This is a genomic window from Citrobacter sp. C1, assembly GCF_014596895.2.
GTDB lineage: Bacteria > Pseudomonadota > Gammaproteobacteria > Enterobacterales > Enterobacteriaceae > Citrobacter > Citrobacter gillenii.
The window spans coordinates 3,365,906-3,384,674 of sequence record NZ_CP115035.1 but is presented as its reverse complement, the minus strand read 5'-3'; the positions used below and the strand labels follow the sequence as shown (position 1 = coordinate 3,384,674).

General features: G+C 51.0%; 14 protein-coding genes. 9 read left to right on the top strand and 5 right to left on the bottom strand.

Annotated features, from left to right (window positions below):
• Positions 1–91 precede the first annotated feature (91 nt).
• From dmsA to IB214_RS16410, 5 genes are all read left to right on the top strand, one after another.
• Positions 92–2,536 (top strand): dimethylsulfoxide reductase subunit A, encoded by a 2,445-nt coding sequence (gene dmsA, locus IB214_RS16430; protein WP_117341707.1) that lies wholly within the window; start codon positions 92–94, stop codon positions 2,534–2,536.
• 10 nt (positions 2,537–2,546) lie between these two features.
• Entirely contained in the window at positions 2,547–3,164 is a 618-nt protein-coding gene (gene dmsB, locus IB214_RS16425) for a dimethylsulfoxide reductase iron-sulfur subunit DmsB (RefSeq protein WP_096757690.1), read from the top strand.
• Position 3,165: 1 nt separating this feature from the next.
• Positions 3,166–4,029: a dimethyl sulfoxide reductase anchor subunit family protein gene (locus tag IB214_RS16420; RefSeq protein WP_117341708.1), complete on the top strand. Its 864-nt coding sequence runs from the start codon at positions 3,166–3,168 to the stop codon at positions 4,027–4,029.
• Between the two features lie 280 nt (positions 4,030–4,309).
• Entirely contained in the window at positions 4,310–5,458 is a 1,149-nt protein-coding gene (locus IB214_RS16415) for an MFS transporter (RefSeq protein WP_117341709.1), read from the top strand.
• Between the two features lie 213 nt (positions 5,459–5,671).
• A complete protein-coding gene (locus tag IB214_RS16410; RefSeq protein ID WP_096757687.1) occupies positions 5,672–7,093 on the top strand; it encodes an amino acid permease in 1,422 nt (473 codons plus the stop codon).
• A 48-nt stretch (positions 7,094–7,141) separates the two neighbouring features.
• On the opposite strand, the gene IB214_RS16405 is transcribed toward IB214_RS16410, so the two are convergent.
• From IB214_RS16405 to ycaO, 5 genes are all read right to left on the bottom strand, one after another.
• Complete coding sequence (locus IB214_RS16405) at positions 7,142–7,933, bottom strand: hypothetical protein (protein WP_164496606.1); 792 nt, start codon at positions 7,931–7,933, stop codon at positions 7,142–7,144.
• Positions 7,934–8,030: 97 nt separating this feature from the next.
• Positions 8,031–8,771 (bottom strand): pyruvate formate lyase 1-activating protein, encoded by a 741-nt coding sequence (gene pflA, locus IB214_RS16400; RefSeq protein ID WP_096757686.1) that lies wholly within the window; start codon positions 8,769–8,771, stop codon positions 8,031–8,033.
• Between the two features lie 190 nt (positions 8,772–8,961).
• Positions 8,962–11,244 carry a formate C-acetyltransferase gene (pflB, locus tag IB214_RS16395; protein ID WP_096757685.1) on the bottom strand — a complete coding sequence of 761 codons (2,283 nt, stop codon included), beginning with the start codon at positions 11,242–11,244 and terminating at the stop codon, positions 8,962–8,964.
• Between the two features lie 59 nt (positions 11,245–11,303).
• Positions 11,304–12,161 carry a formate transporter FocA gene (gene focA / locus IB214_RS16390; RefSeq protein WP_135322512.1) on the bottom strand — a complete coding sequence of 286 codons (858 nt, stop codon included), beginning with the start codon at positions 12,159–12,161 and terminating at the stop codon, positions 11,304–11,306.
• Between the two features lie 405 nt (positions 12,162–12,566).
• Positions 12,567–14,327, bottom strand: a complete 1,761-nt coding sequence (gene ycaO, locus IB214_RS16385) for a 30S ribosomal protein S12 methylthiotransferase accessory factor YcaO (protein WP_115258945.1) — start codon at positions 14,325–14,327, stop codon at positions 12,567–12,569.
• A gap of 135 nt (positions 14,328–14,462) precedes the next feature.
• On the opposite strand from ycaO, the gene IB214_RS16380 reads away from it, so the two are divergent.
• From IB214_RS16380 to cmk, 4 genes are all read left to right on the top strand, one after another.
• The gene (locus IB214_RS16380) at positions 14,463–15,155 is read left to right on the top strand and encodes a DUF421 domain-containing protein (protein ID WP_117341710.1); all 693 of its coding nucleotides are present in this window, start codon (positions 14,463–14,465) and stop codon (positions 15,153–15,155) included.
• 214 nt (positions 15,156–15,369) lie between these two features.
• The gene (serC, locus tag IB214_RS16375; RefSeq protein WP_096757681.1) at positions 15,370–16,458 is read left to right on the top strand and encodes a 3-phosphoserine/phosphohydroxythreonine transaminase; all 1,089 of its coding nucleotides are present in this window, start codon (positions 15,370–15,372) and stop codon (positions 16,456–16,458) included.
• Positions 16,459–16,528: 70 nt separating this feature from the next.
• The gene (gene aroA, locus IB214_RS16370) at positions 16,529–17,812 is read left to right on the top strand and encodes a 3-phosphoshikimate 1-carboxyvinyltransferase (protein ID WP_117341711.1); all 1,284 of its coding nucleotides are present in this window, start codon (positions 16,529–16,531) and stop codon (positions 17,810–17,812) included.
• 171 nt (positions 17,813–17,983) lie between these two features.
• Entirely contained in the window at positions 17,984–18,667 is a 684-nt protein-coding gene (gene cmk, locus IB214_RS16365) for a (d)CMP kinase (protein ID WP_045441261.1), read from the top strand.
• Positions 18,668–18,769: the final 102 nt, after the last annotated feature.

Below are 18,769 nucleotides of genomic sequence, written 5' to 3'. Positions count from 1 at the left end.
CACTATTTATCAGTCTGTATAACGATAATATCGATATATAAGTATCTATACAGCGTTTGTTTATTTATTGTGAGCAGCAGAGTGAGCCACTATGAAAACTAAGATCCCCGATGCCGTGCTGGCAGCTGAGGTGAGTCGTCGCGGTTTGGTCAAAACGACGGCGATAGGCGGGCTGGCGATGGCCAGCAGCGCGTTTACCCTGCCATTTACCCGTATTGCCAATGCTGCAGAAGCCATTAATCCGGCGCAGATCAATGAGAAAGTGATCTGGAGCGCCTGTACGGTGAACTGCGGTAGCCGCTGTCCGCTGCGTATGCACGTGGTGGACGGTGAAATCAAATATGTTGAAACCGACAACACCGGCGATGACAATTATGACGGCCTGCACCAGGTTAGAGCCTGCCTGCGCGGCCGCTCTATGCGCCGTCGTGTCTATAATCCGGATCGGCTGAAATACCCAATGAAGCGCGTGGGTAAGCGCGGTGAAGGTAAGTTTGAGCGCATCAGTTGGGATGAGGCCTATGACATCATCGCCACCAACATGCAGCGCCTGATCAAAGACTACGGCAACGAGTCTATCTACCTGAACTACGGCACCGGTACGCTGGGCGGAACCATGACACGCTCATGGCCACCGGGTAAAACGCTGGTCGCTCGTCTGATGAACTGCTGTGGTGGTTATCTGAACCACTACGGGGATTACTCTTCTGCACAAATCGCGGCTGGTTTGAACTATACCTACGGCGGCTGGGCGGACGGTAACAGTCCGTCTGATATCGAAAACAGTAAACTGGTTGTTCTGTTTGGTAATAACCCTGGTGAAACCCGCATGAGCGGTGGCGGGGTGACGTATTACCTTGAACAGGCACGGCAGAAATCCAATGCGCGAATGATTATTATCGATCCGCGCTACACGGACACCGGTGCGGGTCGTGAAGATGAATGGATCCCGATTCGTCCGGGCACCGATGCGGCACTGGTCAATGGCCTGGCGTACGTGTTGATTACCGAAAATATGGTTGATCAACCGTTCCTCGATAAATACTGCGTGGGGTATGACGAGAAAACTCTCCCTGCGAGCGCACCAAAGAATGGCCATTATAAGGCTTACATTTTAGGTCAGGGTAAAGACGGTATCGCGAAGACCCCGGAATGGGCCGCGCAGATAACCGGTATTCCTGCGGAACGCATCGTTAAGCTGGCACGTGAAATTGGCAGCGCCAAACCTGCCTACATCAGTCAGGGTTGGGGACCACAGCGTCACGCCAATGGTGAAATTGCCACCCGTGCTATTTCTATGCTGGCTATCCTGACCGGTAACGTCGGTATTAATGGTGGCAACAGCGGTGCGCGTGAAGGCTCTTACGATCTGCCGTTTGAACGTATGCCGACGCTGGAAAACCCGGTTGAAACCAGTATCTCGATGTTTATGTGGACGGACGCCATTGAGCGCGGCCCGGAAATGACGGCACTGCGTGACGGTGTTCGCGGTAAAGATAAGCTTGATGTGCCCATTAAGATGATCTGGAACTATGCTGGTAACTGTCTGATTAACCAGCACTCTGATATCAACCGCACGCATGAAATCCTGCAGGATGATAAGAAGTGCGAGATGATTGTCGTCATTGATTGCCACATGACGTCCTCGGCGAAATACGCGGATATTTTGCTGCCGGACTGCACAGCGTCTGAACAAATGGACTTCGCGCTGGATGCCTCCTGCGGGAATATGTCGTATGTGATTTTCACCGATCAGGCCATCAAACCTCGCTTTGAATGCAAGACCATCTACCAAATGACCAGCGAACTGGCGAAACGCCTTGGCGTTGAGCAGCAGTTTACGGAAGGCCGTACTCAGGAAGAGTGGATGCGTCATTTGTATGAACAGTCGCGCAAAGCGATACCTGAACTGCCTACGTTTGAAGAGTTCCGCAAGCAGGGGATCTTTAAACAGCGCGATCCAGAAGGACATCATGTGGCGTACAAAGCGTTCCGTGAGGATCCTCAAGCCAACCCGCTCACAACGCCATCGGGCAAAATTGAAATTTATTCTCAGGCGCTGGCAGACATTGCTGCTACCTGGGAATTGCCTGAAGACGATGTGATCGATCCATTGCCAGTTTACGCCCCGGGCTTTGAAAGTTTAAGCGATCCGCTGGCGGATAAATTCCCGCTGCAGTTGACGGGCTTCCACTACAAATCTCGCGTTCACTCGACCTATGGCAACGTGGATGTACTGAAAGCGTCCTGCCGCCAGGAAATGTGGATCAACCCGTTGGACGCGCAACGACGCGGTATTAGCAACGGCGACAAGGTACGCATCTTTAACGAGCGTGGCGAGGTGCATATCGAGGCGAAAGTGACGCCGCGTATGATGCCGGGCGTGGTAGCGCTAGGTGAGGGAGCTTGGTATGACCCGGATATGAAACGTGTGGATCAGGGCGGCTGCATCAACGTGCTGACGACCCAGCGTCCTTCTCCGCTCGCGAAGGGGAACCCGTCACATACGAACCTTGTTCAGGTTGAAAAGGTGTAAGGAGTAACCGATGACAACCCAGTATGGATTTTTTATTGATTCCAGCCGTTGCACCGGTTGCAAAACCTGCGAACTGGCCTGCAAAGACTACAAAGATTTAACCCCGGATGTCAGCTTCCGCCGTATTTACGAATATGCCGGTGGCGACTGGCAAGAAGACAACGGCGTTTGGCACCAGAACGTCTTTGCCTATTACCTGTCTATTGCGTGTAACCATTGTGAAGACCCGGCGTGTACCAAGGTATGTCCGAGTGGCGCGATGCACAAGCGTGAAGACGGTTTTGTGGTCGTCGATGAGGATGTGTGCATTGGCTGTCGTTATTGCCATATGGCCTGTCCTTACGGCGCGCCACAGTACAATGCGGCCAAAGGGCATATGACCAAGTGTGATGGCTGCCACGACCGTGTGGCCGAGGGCAAAAAGCCGATTTGCGTCGAATCTTGTCCATTGCGCGCGCTGGATTTTGGTCCGATTGATGAACTGCGCAAAAAACACGGTGAGCTGGCGGCGGTTGCGCCACTACCGGGCGCACATTTCACCAAACCTAGCATTGTAATCAAACCTAATGCCAATAGCCGCCCGACCGGGGATACCACGGGTTATCTGGCTAATCCGAAGGAGGTGTAAGATGGGAAGTGGATGGCATGAGTGGCCGCTGATGATCTTCACGGTCTTCGGGCAGTGCGTGGTTGGCGGTTTTATTGTTCTGGCGCTGGCATTGATGAAAGGGGGCTTACGTCCCGACGCACAGCAGCGCGTCGTTGCCTGTATGTTGGGCCTGTGGGTGTTAATGGGCATCGGCTTTATTGCCTCCATGCTGCACCTGGGATCGCCGATGCGTGCTTTTAACTCCTTTAACCGTATCGGAGCCTCTGCACTGAGTAACGAAATTGCCAGCGGTTCGCTGTTCTTCGCGGTGGGCGGTATCGGCTGGCTGATGGCGACATTGAAAAAAATGCCGTCTGCGTTACGTACTCTGTGGCTAATCGTCACTATGGTACTGGGCGTGGTTTTCGTTTGGATGATGGTGCGGGTGTATAACACCATTGATACGATCCCTACCTGGTACAGCCTCTGGACGCCGCTGGGCTTCTTCCTGACGCTGTTTTTGGGGGGGCCGCTGTTAGGTTATCTGCTGCTGCGTGTGGCTGGAGTAGACGGCTGGGCAATGCGCCTGCTGCCGGCGATTTCCATATTTGCGCTGGTGGTGAGTGCTATCATGGCGGTAATGCAGGGCACTGAACTGGCGACTATTCACAGTTCTGTTCAGCAGGCATCTGCATTGGTACCGGACTACGGCTCGCTGATGGCGTGGCGTATTGCGGCACTGGCTTTGGCGCTGTGCTGCTGGGTTGTGCCGCAGGTTAAAGGCTACCAACCGGCCGTACCGTTACTGTCAGTGGCGTTTATTTTGCTGCTTGTCGGTGAACTGATCGGGCGCGGTGTGTTCTACGGTCTGCATATGACCGTGGGCATGGCGGTTGCCAGCTGATCTAAAGAATGCCGAATGGCGCAGCTAACGGCGCCATTCGGCAAATAAAAAATGCGATACATCCATGAAATATTTCGACTGAACGAAACGCGATAATTTTGTTTTAGATCAATTAAAACAAACAGATGTGTTTTCCTCTTTTTTATCCATTCATATTAAGAATCAGTAATACGAATCGATCGTCATGAAAGCGCCTCAGACCCCTGATTGCGCCGATTGACAATGTTTTTGGCAGTGGCATGATGCGCATGAAATTTGAACTTCCTCACGGTTTTTATTCATGTCTACCTATACCCGACCCGTTATGCTATTGCTGTGCGGGCTACTGCTGCTGACCCTGGCGATCGCCGTGTTAAACACGCTCGTCCCGCTTTGGCTCGCCCATGACAATCTCCCGACCTGGCAGGTGGGTGTGGTCAGTTCGTCTTATTTCACCGGTAATCTGGTGGGGACGTTGCTGACCGGGTATTTAATCAGACATCTTGGCTTCAACCGCAGCTATTACATTGCCTCGTTTATCTTCGCCGTGGGGTGTATTGGGCTGGGTGTGATGGTGGGATTCTGGAGCTGGATGACCTGGCGTTTTATCGCCGGTGTCGGCTGTGCCATGATTTGGGTGGTGGTGGAAAGCGCGCTGATGTGCAGCGGGACCTCTCGTAACCGCGGACGCTTACTGGCTGCCTATATGATGGTCTATTACGTGGGAACGTTTTTAGGGCAGCTGTTAGTCAGTAAAGTCTCGACAGATCTCATGAGCGTTTTGCCGTGGGTTACTGGCACGATTCTGGCAGGCGTATTACCACTGCTCTTTACCCGCATTATGAATCAGCAAAGCGAGGAACAACATTCGACGCCGATAGCATCGATGTTGAGACTTCGTCAGGCGCGACTGGGCGTGAATGGCTGCATTATCTCCGGTATTGTGCTGGGCTCGTTGTATGGCTTGATGCCGCTGTACCTTAATCATCAGGGGGCCAGTAACGCCAGCATTGGTTTCTGGATGGCGGTGATGGTCAGCGCTGGTATTCTGGGACAATGGCCGATTGGTCGTCTGGCGGATAAATTAGGTCGCCTGCTGGTTTTACGCGTTCAGGTCTTTGTGGTGATCCTCGGTAGCATTGCGATGCTGAATCAGGCGGCAATGGCCCCTGCGTTGTTCATGTTAGGTGCGGCCGGTTTTACGCTCTATCCAGTGGCAATGGCCTGGGCCTGCGAAAAAGTGGAACATCATCAACTGGTTGCCATGAACCAGGCATTGTTATTAAGCTATACCGTGGGGAGCCTGCTGGGGCCGTCATTTACCGCGATGCTGATGCAGAACTTCTCAGATAGCCTGTTGTTTATCATGATCGCCAGCGTGTCGTTTATTTATTTACTGATGCTGCTGCGTAAAACAGGACACAAGCCCAATTCCGTGGCACATATCTGAAGCTATTTAACGATTACGGTGGGTTTCCATTCATACAAATTATGTATGTTTGGTGAGAATCCACCGTATTTAATTCCCCCTCATCTTTGCTGAAAAATAAACTGTGCAGAAGGTTATAGTTTTACATTCTGCCATTTCCGCCCGTTCATTTTACCGCGCATAATCCCTCGCCTCATTTATTGATATTTAAAATAACCCCACGAAGGATCGCGTATGGCCGGTGCACAGGAAAAACAGTTGCGATGGTACAACATCGCCTTGATGTCGTTTATTACCGTTTGGGGGTTTGGCAACGTTGTAAACAACTATGCTAATCAGGGATTAGTCGTTGTCTCCTCCTGGATTTTTATTTTTGCGCTCTATTTTATCCCTTACGCACTGATCGTCGGGCAGCTTGGCTCCACGTTTAAAGAGGGGAAAGGTGGCGTCAGTACCTGGATTAAACACACCATGGGGCCGGGGCTGGCTTACCTTGCCGCATGGACTTACTGGGTAGTGCATATTCCTTACCTGGCGCAGAAACCGCAGGCTATCCTGATTGCCCTGGGCTGGGCGCTGAAGGGGGATGGGTCACTCATTAAAGAATACACCGTCGTGGCGTTACAGGGGCTGACGCTGGCGCTGTTTGTCTTCTTCATGTGGGTTGCATCCCGTGGGATGAAGTCACTGAAAATTGTGGGTTCCGTGGCGGGAATTGCGATGTTTGTGATGTCGATTCTGTATGTCGTGATGGCGGTAACCGCGCCGGCAATTACGGATGTTGAGATTGCTACCACCAACATCACTTGGGAATCGTTCATTCCGCATATTGATTTTACCTATATCACGACGATTTCGATGCTGGTCTTCGCGGTGGGTGGCGCGGAAAAAATTTCACCTTACGTTAACCAGACTCGCAATCCAGGCAAAGAATTCCCGAAAGGGATGTTGATTCTGGCGATTATGGTGGCGGTATGTGCAATTCTCGGCTCGCTGGCAATGGGGATGATGTTTGACTCCCGGCATATTCCCGATGATTTAATGACCAATGGTCAATATTATGCTTTCCAGAAACTGGGCGAGTATTACGGGATGGGTAACACGCTGATGGTCATTTATGCGGTTGCCAACACGCTGGGGCAGATTGCTGCGTTGGTGTTTTCTATCGATGCGCCGCTTAAAGTCCTGCTGGGTGATGCGGACAGTCGATATATTCCTGCGCGTTTGTGCCGTACGAATGCGTCCGGCACACCGGTGAACGGTTATATATTGACGTTAGTATTAGTCGCGATTCTGATTATGTTGCCGACGCTGGGTATTGGTGACATGAATAATTTGTATAAATGGTTGCTGAATCTCAACTCAGTTGTTATGCCATTGCGTTATTTATGGGTGTTCGTGGCATTTATTGCCGTTATTCGGCTGGCGCAGAAATATAAGTCAGAATATGTCTTTATTCGCAACAAAACGCTGGCATTAACCGTCGGAGGATGGTGTTTTGCCTTCACTGCATTTGCTTGCGTTACCGGGATTTTTCCAAAAATGGAAGCCTTTACCCCGGAGTGGACTTTCCAGCTGACGCTGAACATTGTGACACCGTTTGTACTGGTCGGATTGGGCTTAATTTTCCCGCTGCTGGCGAGAAGAAAGAGTTAAACGAGCGATAATAAGAAGGAGATAGCCAGGCTATCTCCTTCTGGCGGCTCAGGACAGCGGGGCAAGTTCGTCGGGAATGGTATATTGGTGACCGTCATAGCGCAGTAACCAGTTGGCTTTACCCGGTTTATCTTTCGCTGCGCATTGCTCATTGGCATCAACATAGCTCGTGGATGCCACGCTTTTCTCGGTTACCCGAATATCAACATACCCATTCTGCGAACCGGTATCCAGCGCCAGGCTGCGTTTACTGTCGCTGAAGGTTCCCTCGCAGTTGCCATCCCATTCTCCGCTGCTATTTTCCAGCACGATACCGTTTAGTATTGGCCGGAGCTGATTATTGTCGATGACATACAGCGAAAGTGCCGTTTCACTAAATGGATTGACCCGAGAACTGCCGGTGCGGGAGATACGCAAGCCGAATGCGGTCTGTTCAGGCGTAACCTTCCAGCGAGCGGTATCAAGTGCCAGGCCGGTGATGCGAATGGCATCGTCGCTCATTCTCTCTGGCAGGCGTAATCGTTGTTTTACGTCGAGTGTGGTGGAATCGAGCACCAGAAGCTCCATATCGCCGACGTTATCGTAATCGCTATACTGCTGTGTCATTAATGGTACAGCGGCCAGCGTCAGCTCAGGGTGCGCTGGCCAGATGCGGCAAATCGCGCTTTTGGGTGAATCACTGTGGGTGGTAATGACCCGGTTATCTTGAGTGATGGTGCCTTGCGACGTTGTCCTGGCATCCGGCCAGGCGTGCTGGATGATGGCATTAATATCGCAGTTGCTGGCGGCATTCGCGGCCTGGGCAGACAACAGTAACACTCCTGAGATGAATAACCGCATGACGTCCTTTCCTGTGTTGTGACCCGTTTGCCGAAGAGGTAAGTGCAGATAACAAAACGGCCACCATGTTAGGCAGCCGTTTTACAAGGATGTAAACTCAATACATCACTTTATGACCATACTGTTCCAGGATACCTTTCACGCGATCCATGGTTTCTTTCTTCGGTGGCTTAACGCCATCCAGCTTATATTCTTCGCCCATCGCCACCCATTTGTGTTTACCCAACTCATGGTAAGGCAGTAATTCGATTTTTTCGACGTTGCCCATATCACGGGTAAACTCGCCCAGACGGTGTGCTGAGTCGTCATCGTCAGACCAGCCTGGTACGACGACGTAGCGGATCCACACCTTGATGTCTTTGTTAGACAGATAGCGTGCGAACTCCAGTGTACGATGGTTAGACACACCGACCAGGTTCTGGTGAATTTCGTCGTTCATCTGTTTGAGGTCGAGCATCACCAGATCGGTGACTTCCAGCAGTTCATCAATCACCGGATCGTAGCGGCGGACAAAACCGTTGGTGTCGAGACAGGTATGAATACCTTCTTTTCTACAGGCGCGGAACCAGTCACGAACGAATTCGGCCTGCAGAATAGCCTCACCACCGGATGCCGTTACGCCGCCACCGGAGGCGTTCATAAAGTGGCGATAGGTCACCACTTCTTTCATCAATTCTTCGACGGTGACTTCTTTACCACCGTGCGTGTCCCACGTATCACGGTTATGGCAATACAGGCAGCGCATCAGGCAGCCCTGGAAGAAGGTAATAAAGCGGATGCCCGGGCCGTCTACGGTGCCACAGGATTCAAAGGAGTGAATGCGACCAATAACTGACATTGCGGTGTATCTCCAGATGTGGCCCATCCGGGGCCAGAGTGAGTGCACAGTTATTAACTGTGTCGAGTCTGTTTTGGCAGTCATCCATAAGTATAGATAGCTGACGAAAGAGACTTAGTTGCTAAAAAGGCCCCACTTACGTGGAGCCTTTATTGTACGACATTTAACGCGTGATTTCAGTCAAAACCAATTACATGGTCTGAGTGAAAGTACGGGTAATAACATCCTGCTGCTGTTCTTTAGTCAGGGAGTTAAAACGTACTGCATAACCTGATACACGGATGGTCAACTGAGGATATTTCTCAGGATGTTCCATCGCGTCCAGCAGCATTTCACGGTTCATGACGTTCACGTTCAGGTGCTGCCCACCTTCGATGGACGCTTCGTGATGGAAATAACCGTCCATCAGGCCTGCCAGGTTGGTCTTACGAACTTCGTCGTCTTTACCCAGTGCGTTCGGAACGATAGAGAAGGTATAAGAGATACCATCTTTAGCGTAAGCAAACGGCAGTTTAGCAACGGAGGTCAGAGAGGCAACAGCACCTTTCTGGTCACGGCCGTGCATTGGGTTAGCACCCGGTCCGAACGGTGCGCCAGCACGACGACCATCTGGGGTGTTACCGGTTTTCTTACCATACACAACGTTAGAGGTGATGGTCAGAACAGACTGAGTCGGGATAGCGTTACGGTAAGTAGTCAGTTTCTGAATTTTCTTCATGAAACGTTCTACCAGGTCAACCGCCATGTCATCAACGCGAGAGTCGTTGTTACCAAACTGCGGGTATTCGCCTTCGATTTCGAAGTCGATAGCCAGACCGTCTTCGTCACGAATCGGTTTAACTTTCGCATATTTGATTGCAGACAGGGAGTCAGCAGCAACGGACAGACCTGCGATACCACACGCCATGGTGCGAACAACGTCACGGTCGTGCAGCGCCATCAGAGCGGCTTCGTAGCTGTACTTGTCGTGCATGTAGTGGATGACGTTCAGTGCGGTGACGTACTGTTTAGCCAGCCAATCCATAAAGTGATCCATACGTTCCATCACTTCGTCGAAGTTCAGAACGTCACTTTTGATTGGTTCAGATTTCGGACCAACCTGGATTTTCAGTTTTTCATCAACGCCGCCGTTGATTGCGTACAGCATGGTTTTCGCCAGGTTTGCACGCGCACCGAAGAACTGCATTTGTTTACCAACAACCATCGGGCTTACGCAGCAAGCGATAGCGTAATCGTCGTTGTTGAAGTCCGGACGCATCAGGTCATCGTTCTCATACTGCAGAGAAGAGGTATCGATAGACACTTTAGCGGCGAATTTCTTGAAGTTCAGAGGCAGTTTTTCAGACCACAGAACGGTGATGTTCGGCTCCGGAGAAGGACCCATGGTGTACAGGGTGTTCAGGAAGCGGAAGCTGTTTTTGGTAACCAGAGTACGGCCGTCAACGCCCATACCGCCGATTGATTCAGTTGCCCAAATCGGGTCACCGGAGAACAGTTCATCATATTCAGGCGTACGCAGGAAACGAACCATACGCAGTTTCATGACCAGGTGGTCAATCATTTCCTGAGCGTCTTGTTCGGTGATTTTGCCTGCTTTGATATCACGTTCGATGTATGCATCCAGGAAGGTGGATACACGACCGAAGGACATTGCTGCACCGTTCTGAGACTTAACAGCGGCCAGGTAGCCGAAGTAGGTCCACTGGATAGCTTCCTGAGCGTTGGTAGCCGGACCAGAGATATCGCAGCCATATTTAGCCGCCATTTCTTTGATCTGACCCAGTGCGCGGTGCTGTTCAGCAATTTCTTCACGCAGACGGATAGTTGCTTCCAGGTTTACGCCATTTTCCAGATCGGACTGCAGAGAGACGAACTGAGCGTACTTATCTTTCATCAGGTAGTCGATACCGTACAGCGCAATGCGACGGTAGTCACCGATGATACGGCCACGGCCATACGCATCTGGCAGACCAGTCAGAATACCGGATTTACGGCAGTTCAGAATGTCTTTGGTATAAACATCGAATACGCCCTGGTTGTGGGTTTTGCGGTATTCGGTGAAGATTTTTTTCAGCATCGGGTCCAGTTCGCGATTGTACGCTTTGCAGGAACCTTCAACCATTTTGATGCCGCCAAACGGAATGATCGCACGTTTCAGTGGAGCTTCAGTCTGCAGACCAACGATTTTCTCAAGCTGCTTGTTGATGTAGCCAGCATCGTGAGAAGTGATGGTAGAAGCAACGGAGGTGTCAAAGTCAACAGGCGCGTGAGTACGGTTTTCCTGTTTAACGCCTTCCATCACGCTGTCCCACAGCTTGGTGGTCGCGTCAGTTGCGCCAGCCAGGAAGGACTCGTCACCCTCATACGGAGTGTAGTTTTTCTGAATGAAGTCACGGACGTTTACTTCATTCTGCCAATCACCTTTGGTAAAACCTTCCCAGGCTGTGGCTAACTTTTCATTAAGCTCGGACATGTAACACCTACCTTCTTAAGTGGATTTTTTATTTACTACGTGTAATGGGCATCAACAAATTAGTGATGATCGTTACCACGTAGGTAAATGACCCAGTATGTCAACCCGACTAACAAACCGCCGCCGATAATGTTACCGATCGTAACCGGAATCAGGTTATCGGTGATGAAATTCATCACGGTCAGGTGTGAAAAATTCTCCGGAGAAGAACCGACAGCGGTCCAGAATTCCGGTGTGGCGAAATCGCGTATTACGATACCCATAGGGATCATAAACATGTTTGCGATACTGTGCTCAAAACCGCTGGCAACAAACATTGCGACCGGCAATACCATGATAAACGCTTTGTCCATCAGGCTACGGCCTGAGTAGCTCATCCATACGGCCAGGCACACCATCAGGTTTGCCAGAATACCGAGGCTGACGGCTTCAACAAAGGTGTGATGCACTTTGTGATCGGCGGTTTGCAGGACATTTAGCCCCCATGCGCCGTTAGCGGTCATATATTCGCCGGAAAGCCACATCAGTAGCACAAAGAGCAAGCAACCCACCAGGTTGCCAACATAAACGTTGAGCCAGTTTTTTGCCAGTTGGCCCCAGGTAATACGTCCACTGGCCTTAGCGACGACAATCAGTACGGTTGAAGTAAAGAGGTCAGCGCCGCAGACAACACAAAGAATCAGTCCCAGGGAAAAGCAGATACCACCGATCAACTTGGCCATACCGAAAGGCATTGTTCCAGTACCGGTCGTGGCGGTGATATAGAAAACAAAGGCAATTGAAATGAACACACCGGCAGTAATTGCCAGATAGAACGTCTTAAGCGGATGTTTCGTTGCTTTATAGACGCCTGCTTCTTCGGCAACTTTGGCCATAGCAGCAGGAAGTATAAGATCAAAAGGGTTGTCAGCTTTCACACTAACTCTCTCTTTATTAAGTCGGCGACGAGATACTAACAAAGCATTATAGATGAGAATTTGATATAGATCATATCTCGCCTGGCTTATAGGCCCGCAAGACGCATGGTTTTTATGCGATTACGGAGTAACTTTTTGATTATTATAGTAAAAATAAATTTTAAAAATTATAAAGTGAGTTGAATTTTTTCCTTTCGTCTCCCGTTGAGCGGTTAATTAAAATGGAGTAATTGAGATAAAATGCAACACTATCAAGCTATTTTTTTTAATATCAACTACTAATTTTTAACCTTGTTTTTACATTTATTTTTGATTAAGCAAAAATAAAAAAAACGGGGCACAAAATGCGCCCCGTAATATAGCGTAGTCAATTGTTGAAGCCTACTCAGAGCAGGCTAATTGCCATTATTTTGACCAGTATGCTGCTTTTGCGCGCTGCAGTTTTTCATAGGCTTTCAGCAGAGACTGATGCGCCGGGAAAGCCTGCAGATCGCTGTCGACGGACTGGAGGCCATAAAACGGCGCTTCTCCGCTTAATGCCGCACTCGCCGCTTCAACCGCATCGGCACCGTACATACGGACAAAAGCGTTCAGATACTGCAGCGGCTGGCGATCGTCTTCCTGCGACAACAGCAGCAGCGTTTGCAGGCAACGGTAGTAGTTGGCGCGTTCGGCGCTAAAGACCGATGCGTTAAACTCCATTGTCCATTCGGTCCAAATCAGTGCCTGCTCCAGGTCACCGCCGGCCAGTGCCAGCATCACTTTCAGCTCACCAATACGCAGCGTAGACCAGCCGTTGTCTGAACCTGTTGCCAGACCCAGCAGCTCACGTACGCGGGTAAAGTCGTCAAAACCTTCTTCATCCAGTTGTTCGAGCAGGCTGAGATAGTCTTCTTTATCCCACTCGCTGCCCGGCAGAGAAAGAATGGTTTCACGCAGATGTGTGCCCATACCGTTGTTCGCTAACCACAGATCTTCAGCCGGATAGATATCAGACATCCCCGGAACGATGATGCGGCAGGCGTACACGCCCAGATGCTCGTAATCAGCGATATACACTTCTTTATCTTCGGTTTTGAAGATAGCCATCAGGGTGGCGAACTCTTCTTCCGTAGTGCCGGAGAAATTCCAGTCAACGAACGGATAATCGGCATCTTGCTTGAACAAATCCCAAGAGATCAGGCCGCTGGAATCGATGAAGTGGGTTTCGAGGTTGGTATGCTCAGCCACTTCTTCATCATCAAAGGTCGGGGGCATAAAGACATCAAGATCTTTCAGACCGCGGCCCTGCAACAGTTCAGTGACGGTTCGCTCCAGTGCCACGCCGAAGTCCGGGTGGGCGCCAAATGACGCAAAGCAGGTCCCGTTAGCTGGGTTAAACAGTACTACGCAGATAACCGGGTATTTGCCGCCCAGCGAGCCGTCATAGGCGAAAATTGGGAACCCTTCGGCTTCCAGTTTGGCGATGGACTCGACCACAGCCGGGTAACGCGCCAGCACGTCGGCTGGGATTTCCGGCAGACTGATGCTTTCTGCGATAATGCGGTTCTTCACATAACGTTCAAAGACTTCAGAAAGCCCCTGAACGCGTGCTTCATTTGGGGTGTTACCGGCAGACATTCCGTTGGAAACGTACAGGTTGCCAATGATATTCATCGGAATGTACACGGTTTGGTTATCAGACTGGCGGGTAAACGGCAGACCGCAAACGCCGCGTTCTTCATTGCCTGACTGCAGGTCGATCAGCATGCTGCCGGTCAGTTCATTTTCCGGATCGTAGAACGCGCGCAGACGGGCATCCAACAGACCTTCTGGAACGTCATCCTCTTCGGTTAACGGGAACCATTTTTCGTTCGGATAATGCACGAATGGACCGTTAGCGACAGTTTCACCCAGCCAGAAATCGGCAAAAAAGTAGTTGGTGGACAGACGCTCAAAATATTCGCCCAGCGCGGAAGCCAGCGCCGCTTTTTTCGTCGCGCCTTTACCGTTGGTGAAACACAGTGCGCACTCTTTATCGCGAATATGCACAGACCAAACGTTAGGAACGGGGTTTAACCATGAGGCTTCTTCAATCTGGAAACCAAGGTCGAGTAATTTTTGCTGGAAGCGGGCGATGGAATCTTCCAGCGCGGCATCTTTGCCGGGAATAAATGTTTGCGTCATGAAAATCACTTTTGTCGTACGGAAAGCGCGCAATGATACGGGTTTTATATGAATGGCGCTATCGCCGCCACTGCGGTGACGCAAATAAAAGCGTTGACTATGCTTTCACACGATAACCCACGTTAAGAGTACAAAATGAAAGCATTCGATTTACACCGTATGGCGCTTGATAAAGTGCCCATGGAGTTTCTGGGTGAGGTGGCGCTGCGCAGCTTGTATACCTTTATATTGGTTTTTCTGTTTTTAAAGCTCACGGGGCGGCGTGGTGTACGCCAGATGTCGCTTTTTGAAGTGTTGATTATCCTGACGCTGGGGTCGGCAGCGGGGGATGTGGCGTTTTATGACGATGTTCCGCTGCTACCGGTGCTGGTGGTATTCATTACCCTGGCGCTGCTGTATCGCTTAGTGATGTGGCTGATGGCACACAGTGAAAAGCTGGAGGATCTGCTGGAGGGTAAACCGCTGGTGATCATCGAAGACGGCGAACTGTCATGGTCGAAGCTCAATAACGCCAATATGACGGAATTCGAGTTTTTTATGGAATTGCGGCTGAACGGTGTGGAGCAATTAGGGCAGGTGAAGCTCGCTATTCTGGAGACAAACGGGCAAATCAGCGTCTATTTCTTTGCCGATGAAGACGTCAAACCCGGTCTCAGCATTCTGCCTAAACACTGTACGCAACGCTTTAAGGTGGTACCGGCGGCAGGGGATTATGCCTGCGTACGCTGTAGTGAAGTTATTCACATGCGCGCTGGGGATCATCAATTATGTCCGCGCTGTGCAAATCCAGAATGGACGAAGGCCAGTCGGGCAAAACGGGTCACCTGACAGCGAAAATATCGGTTTTGAGCCGTCAATCCGATAGATTCTTTTGTGTGACGAATGACACATTTTTCCCCTGACCCGTATTACCCATTGCGGCGCGTGTCGCTGAATGATAAAACCGATATCCACAGGAAAAACATATACCCAATGTCTGTCACAGGAATTATTGCCAACGACAGGATGTTGACCGGATAACAACACAACGTGGTGAGGGGAAATGACTCAGGTCTTCAATTTTAGTTCAGGTCCGGCAATGCTACCGGCGGACGTACTTAAACTGGCTCAACAGGATCTCCGCGACTGGAATGGTCTTGGCACGTCGGTGATGGAAATTAGCCACCGTGGTAAAGAGTTTATCCAGGTCGCAGAGGAAGCAGAGCAGGATTTTCGCGATCTCCTCAGCATTCCCTCCAACTACAAAGTGTTGTTCTGCCATGGCGGTGGTCGCGGTCAGTTCGCCGGGATCCCGCTCAATATTTTAGGCGATAAGACCACGGCAGATTACGTCGATGCCGGTTATTGGGCAGCCAGCGCCATTAAAGAAGCGAAGAAATACTGCACACCAAACGTGATTGATGCCAAAGTTACCGTTGACGGCCTGCGGGCGGTCACGCCAATGAGTGAATGGCAGCTTTCTGACAATGCGGCTTATCTGCACTATTGCCCGAACGAAACCATTGATGGTATTGCAATCGATGAGACGCCGAATTTTGCCAGTAACGTTGTGGTGACCGCTGACCTGTCTTCCACCATCTTGTCTGGGCCGCTTGATGTTAGCCGCTATGGCGTAATCTACGCCGGCGCGCAGAAAAACATCGGCCCAGCGGGTCTGACGATCGTCATCGTACGTGAAGATTTACTCGGCAAAGCGCACGTGTCCTGCCCGTCGATCCTCGATTACACCGTCCTGAACGACAATGACTCGATGTTTAACACGCCGCCGACATTTGCCTGGTACCTCTCTGGTCTGGTCTTTAAGTGGCTGAAAGCGCAAGGCGGCGTCAGCGCAATGGACAAAATTAACCAGCAAAAAGCGGAACTGTTGTACGGCGTCATTGATAACAGTGACTTCTATCGTAACGACGTTGCGAAGTCTAACCGCTCGCGCATGAACGTTCCTTTCCAGTTGGCTGACAGCTCACTGGATAAACTGTTCCTGGAAGAGTCTTTTGCTGCTGGTCTGCATGCGCTGAAAGGGCATCGTGTGGTCGGTGGGATGCGCGCGTCTATCTACAATGCAATGCCGCTTGAAGGCGTGAAAGCGTTGACCGATTTCATGATCGATTTCGAGCGTCGCCGCGGCTAATCTGCTGTTATTTTTCATCCCCACAGCCAGCCTGTGGGGTTTTTATATCTGTTTTTGAGAGTTAAGTTTCATGGAATCCCTGACGTTACAACCCATTGCGCGGGTAGATGGCACCATCAATCTGCCTGGTTCTAAAAGTGTTTCTAACCGCGCTTTGCTGCTGGCTGCATTAGCAAATGGCACCACTGTCCTGACCAACCTGCTGGACAGTGATGATGTCCGCCATATGCTTAACGCGCTGAATGCGTTAGGGATTAGTTATACCCTTTCTGCCGATCGTACCCGCTGCGAAATCATCGGTAACGGCGGCGCGTTACAGGCCGAAGGTGCAGTCGAACTGTTTCTTGGCAACGCCGGCACCGCGATGCGTCCGCTGGCGGCTGCGCTGTGTCTGGGGCACAACGATATTGTGCTGACGGGTGAACCGCGTATGAAAGAGCGCCCGATTGGCCATCTGGTCGATGCGCTACGCCAGGGGGGCGCAAACATAGATTACCTGGAGCAGGAAAACTATCCGCCTTTACGACTGCGCGGTGGTTTTATCGGTGGCCAGGTTGACGTGGACGGCAGCGTGTCCAGCCAGTTCCTTACCGCGTTGCTGATGACCACGCCGCTGGCGCCGCAGGATACGACGATCGCAATTAAAGGCGAGCTGGTATCAAAACCTTACATCGATATTACGCTAAACCTGATGAAAACCTTTGGCGTTGAGATTGAGAACCAGGACTACCAACATTTTGTTGTCAAAGGTGGACAGCAGTACCAGTCCCCTGGCGCATACCTGGTGGAAGGGGATGGGTCATCGGCCTCGTATTTCCTTGCCGCCGGAGCGATTAAAGGCGGTACGGTGAAAGTCACCGGGATTGGCCGCAACAGCATGCAGGGCGATATTCGCTTTGCCGATGTGCTGGAAAAAATGGGCGCGACCGTGATGTGGGGAGATGATTTCATTGCCTGTACGCACGGGGAATTACACGCCATTGATATGGATATGAACCACATTCCGGATGCGGCGATGACGATTGCTACCGCGGCGCTGTTTGCGAAAGGCACCACGACTCTTCGCAACATCTACAACTGGCGAGTCAAGGAGACAGACCGTTTATTTGCGATGGCAACGGAGCTGCGTAAAGTGGGCGCTGAAGTGGAAGAGGGGCATGATTTTATCCGTATCACGCCACCTGCTACGTTAACATTTGCTGATATTGCGACCTATAACGATCACCGCATGGCGATGTGTTTCTCGCTGGTGGCGCTGTCTGACACGCCAGTCACTATTCTTGACCCTAAATGCACGGCCAAAACCTTCCCGGATTATTTCGAACAGTTGGCACGTATTAGTACACCTGCCTGATTTGATGGCCGCACTACCACGTGCGGCACATTCTGACATCCTCGATTGCCCATTTATTCTACACTCAGCTTCAATGATTCTGTATTTTTCACACAAAGATAACGATCGTTGACGTTGGCGCGTATAATGCGCGGCGTTTACGTTAACGTATGCCTGTTTAAGGAGAAAAAGATGACGGCAATTGCCCCGGTTATTACCATTGATGGCCCAAGCGGTGCAGGTAAAGGCACCTTGTGCAAAGCAATGGCGGAAGCATTGCAGTGGCATCTGTTAGATTCTGGCGCGATTTATCGTGTACTGGCGCTTGCGGCGTTACATCACCATGTTGATGTCGCCTCTGAAGATGCGCTGGTCCCGCTGGCGTCACATCTGGATGTGCGTTTTATCTCAACAGACGGCAATCTGGAAGTTATCCTGGAAGGTGAAGATGTTAGCGGTGAAATCCGCACTCAGGAAGTGGCAAACGCCGCCTCTCAGGTTGCTGCGTTTCCCCGTGTGCGTGAAGCGCTGTTGCGTCGTCAACGCGCCTTCCGTGAAGCGCCGGGATTAATCGCTGACGGACGCGATATGGGGACCGTGGTATTCCCTGACGCGCCGGTGAAAATTTTTCTGGACGCTTCCTCGCAAGAACGTGCGCATCGACGTATGCTACAGTTGCAGGAGAAGGGCTTTAGTGTTAACTTTGAACGCCTTTTGGCCGAGATCGAAGAACGCGACGACCGCGATCGAAACCGTGCGGTAGCGCCGTTAGTTCCTGCTGCTGATGCCTTAGTTTTGGATTCAACCCGATTAAGCATTGAGCAAGTGATTGAAAAAGCGTTACAATACGCGCGCCAAAAACTGGCACTCGCTTAAGTGCGACCGAATTTGCAGTACCCCCGTAGCAATGGAGTGTTAGCGGGTATGTTAAACAACCCCATCCGGCATGGAGCCAGGTGGACGTTAAATATGAAACCT

Coding starts and splice junctions, on each gene's coding strand:
- IB214_RS16410 (WP_096757687.1), top strand. CDS start 5,672: ATGGCCGGTGCACAGGAAAAACAGTTGCGATGGTACAACATCGCCTTG.
- dmsA (WP_117341707.1), top strand. CDS start 92: ATGAAAACTAAGATCCCCGATGCCGTGCTGGCAGCTGAGGTGAGTCGT.
- cmk (WP_045441261.1), top strand. CDS start 17,984: ATGACGGCAATTGCCCCGGTTATTACCATTGATGGCCCAAGCGGTGCA.
- pflB (WP_096757685.1), bottom strand. CDS start 11,244: ATGTCCGAGCTTAATGAAAAGTTAGCCACAGCCTGGGAAGGTTTTACC.
- IB214_RS16415 (WP_117341709.1), top strand. CDS start 4,310: ATGTCTACCTATACCCGACCCGTTATGCTATTGCTGTGCGGGCTACTG.
- pflA (WP_096757686.1), bottom strand. CDS start 8,771: ATGTCAGTTATTGGTCGCATTCACTCCTTTGAATCCTGTGGCACCGTA.
- IB214_RS16380 (WP_117341710.1), top strand. CDS start 14,463: ATGAAAGCATTCGATTTACACCGTATGGCGCTTGATAAAGTGCCCATG.
- dmsB (WP_096757690.1), top strand. CDS start 2,547: ATGACAACCCAGTATGGATTTTTTATTGATTCCAGCCGTTGCACCGGT.
- IB214_RS16405 (WP_164496606.1), bottom strand. CDS start 7,933: ATGCGGTTATTCATCTCAGGAGTGTTACTGTTGTCTGCCCAGGCCGCG.
- aroA (WP_117341711.1), top strand. CDS start 16,529: ATGGAATCCCTGACGTTACAACCCATTGCGCGGGTAGATGGCACCATC.
- serC (WP_096757681.1), top strand. CDS start 15,370: ATGACTCAGGTCTTCAATTTTAGTTCAGGTCCGGCAATGCTACCGGCG.
- ycaO (WP_115258945.1), bottom strand. CDS start 14,327: ATGACGCAAACATTTATTCCCGGCAAAGATGCCGCGCTGGAAGATTCC.
- IB214_RS16420 (WP_117341708.1), top strand. CDS start 3,166: ATGGGAAGTGGATGGCATGAGTGGCCGCTGATGATCTTCACGGTCTTC.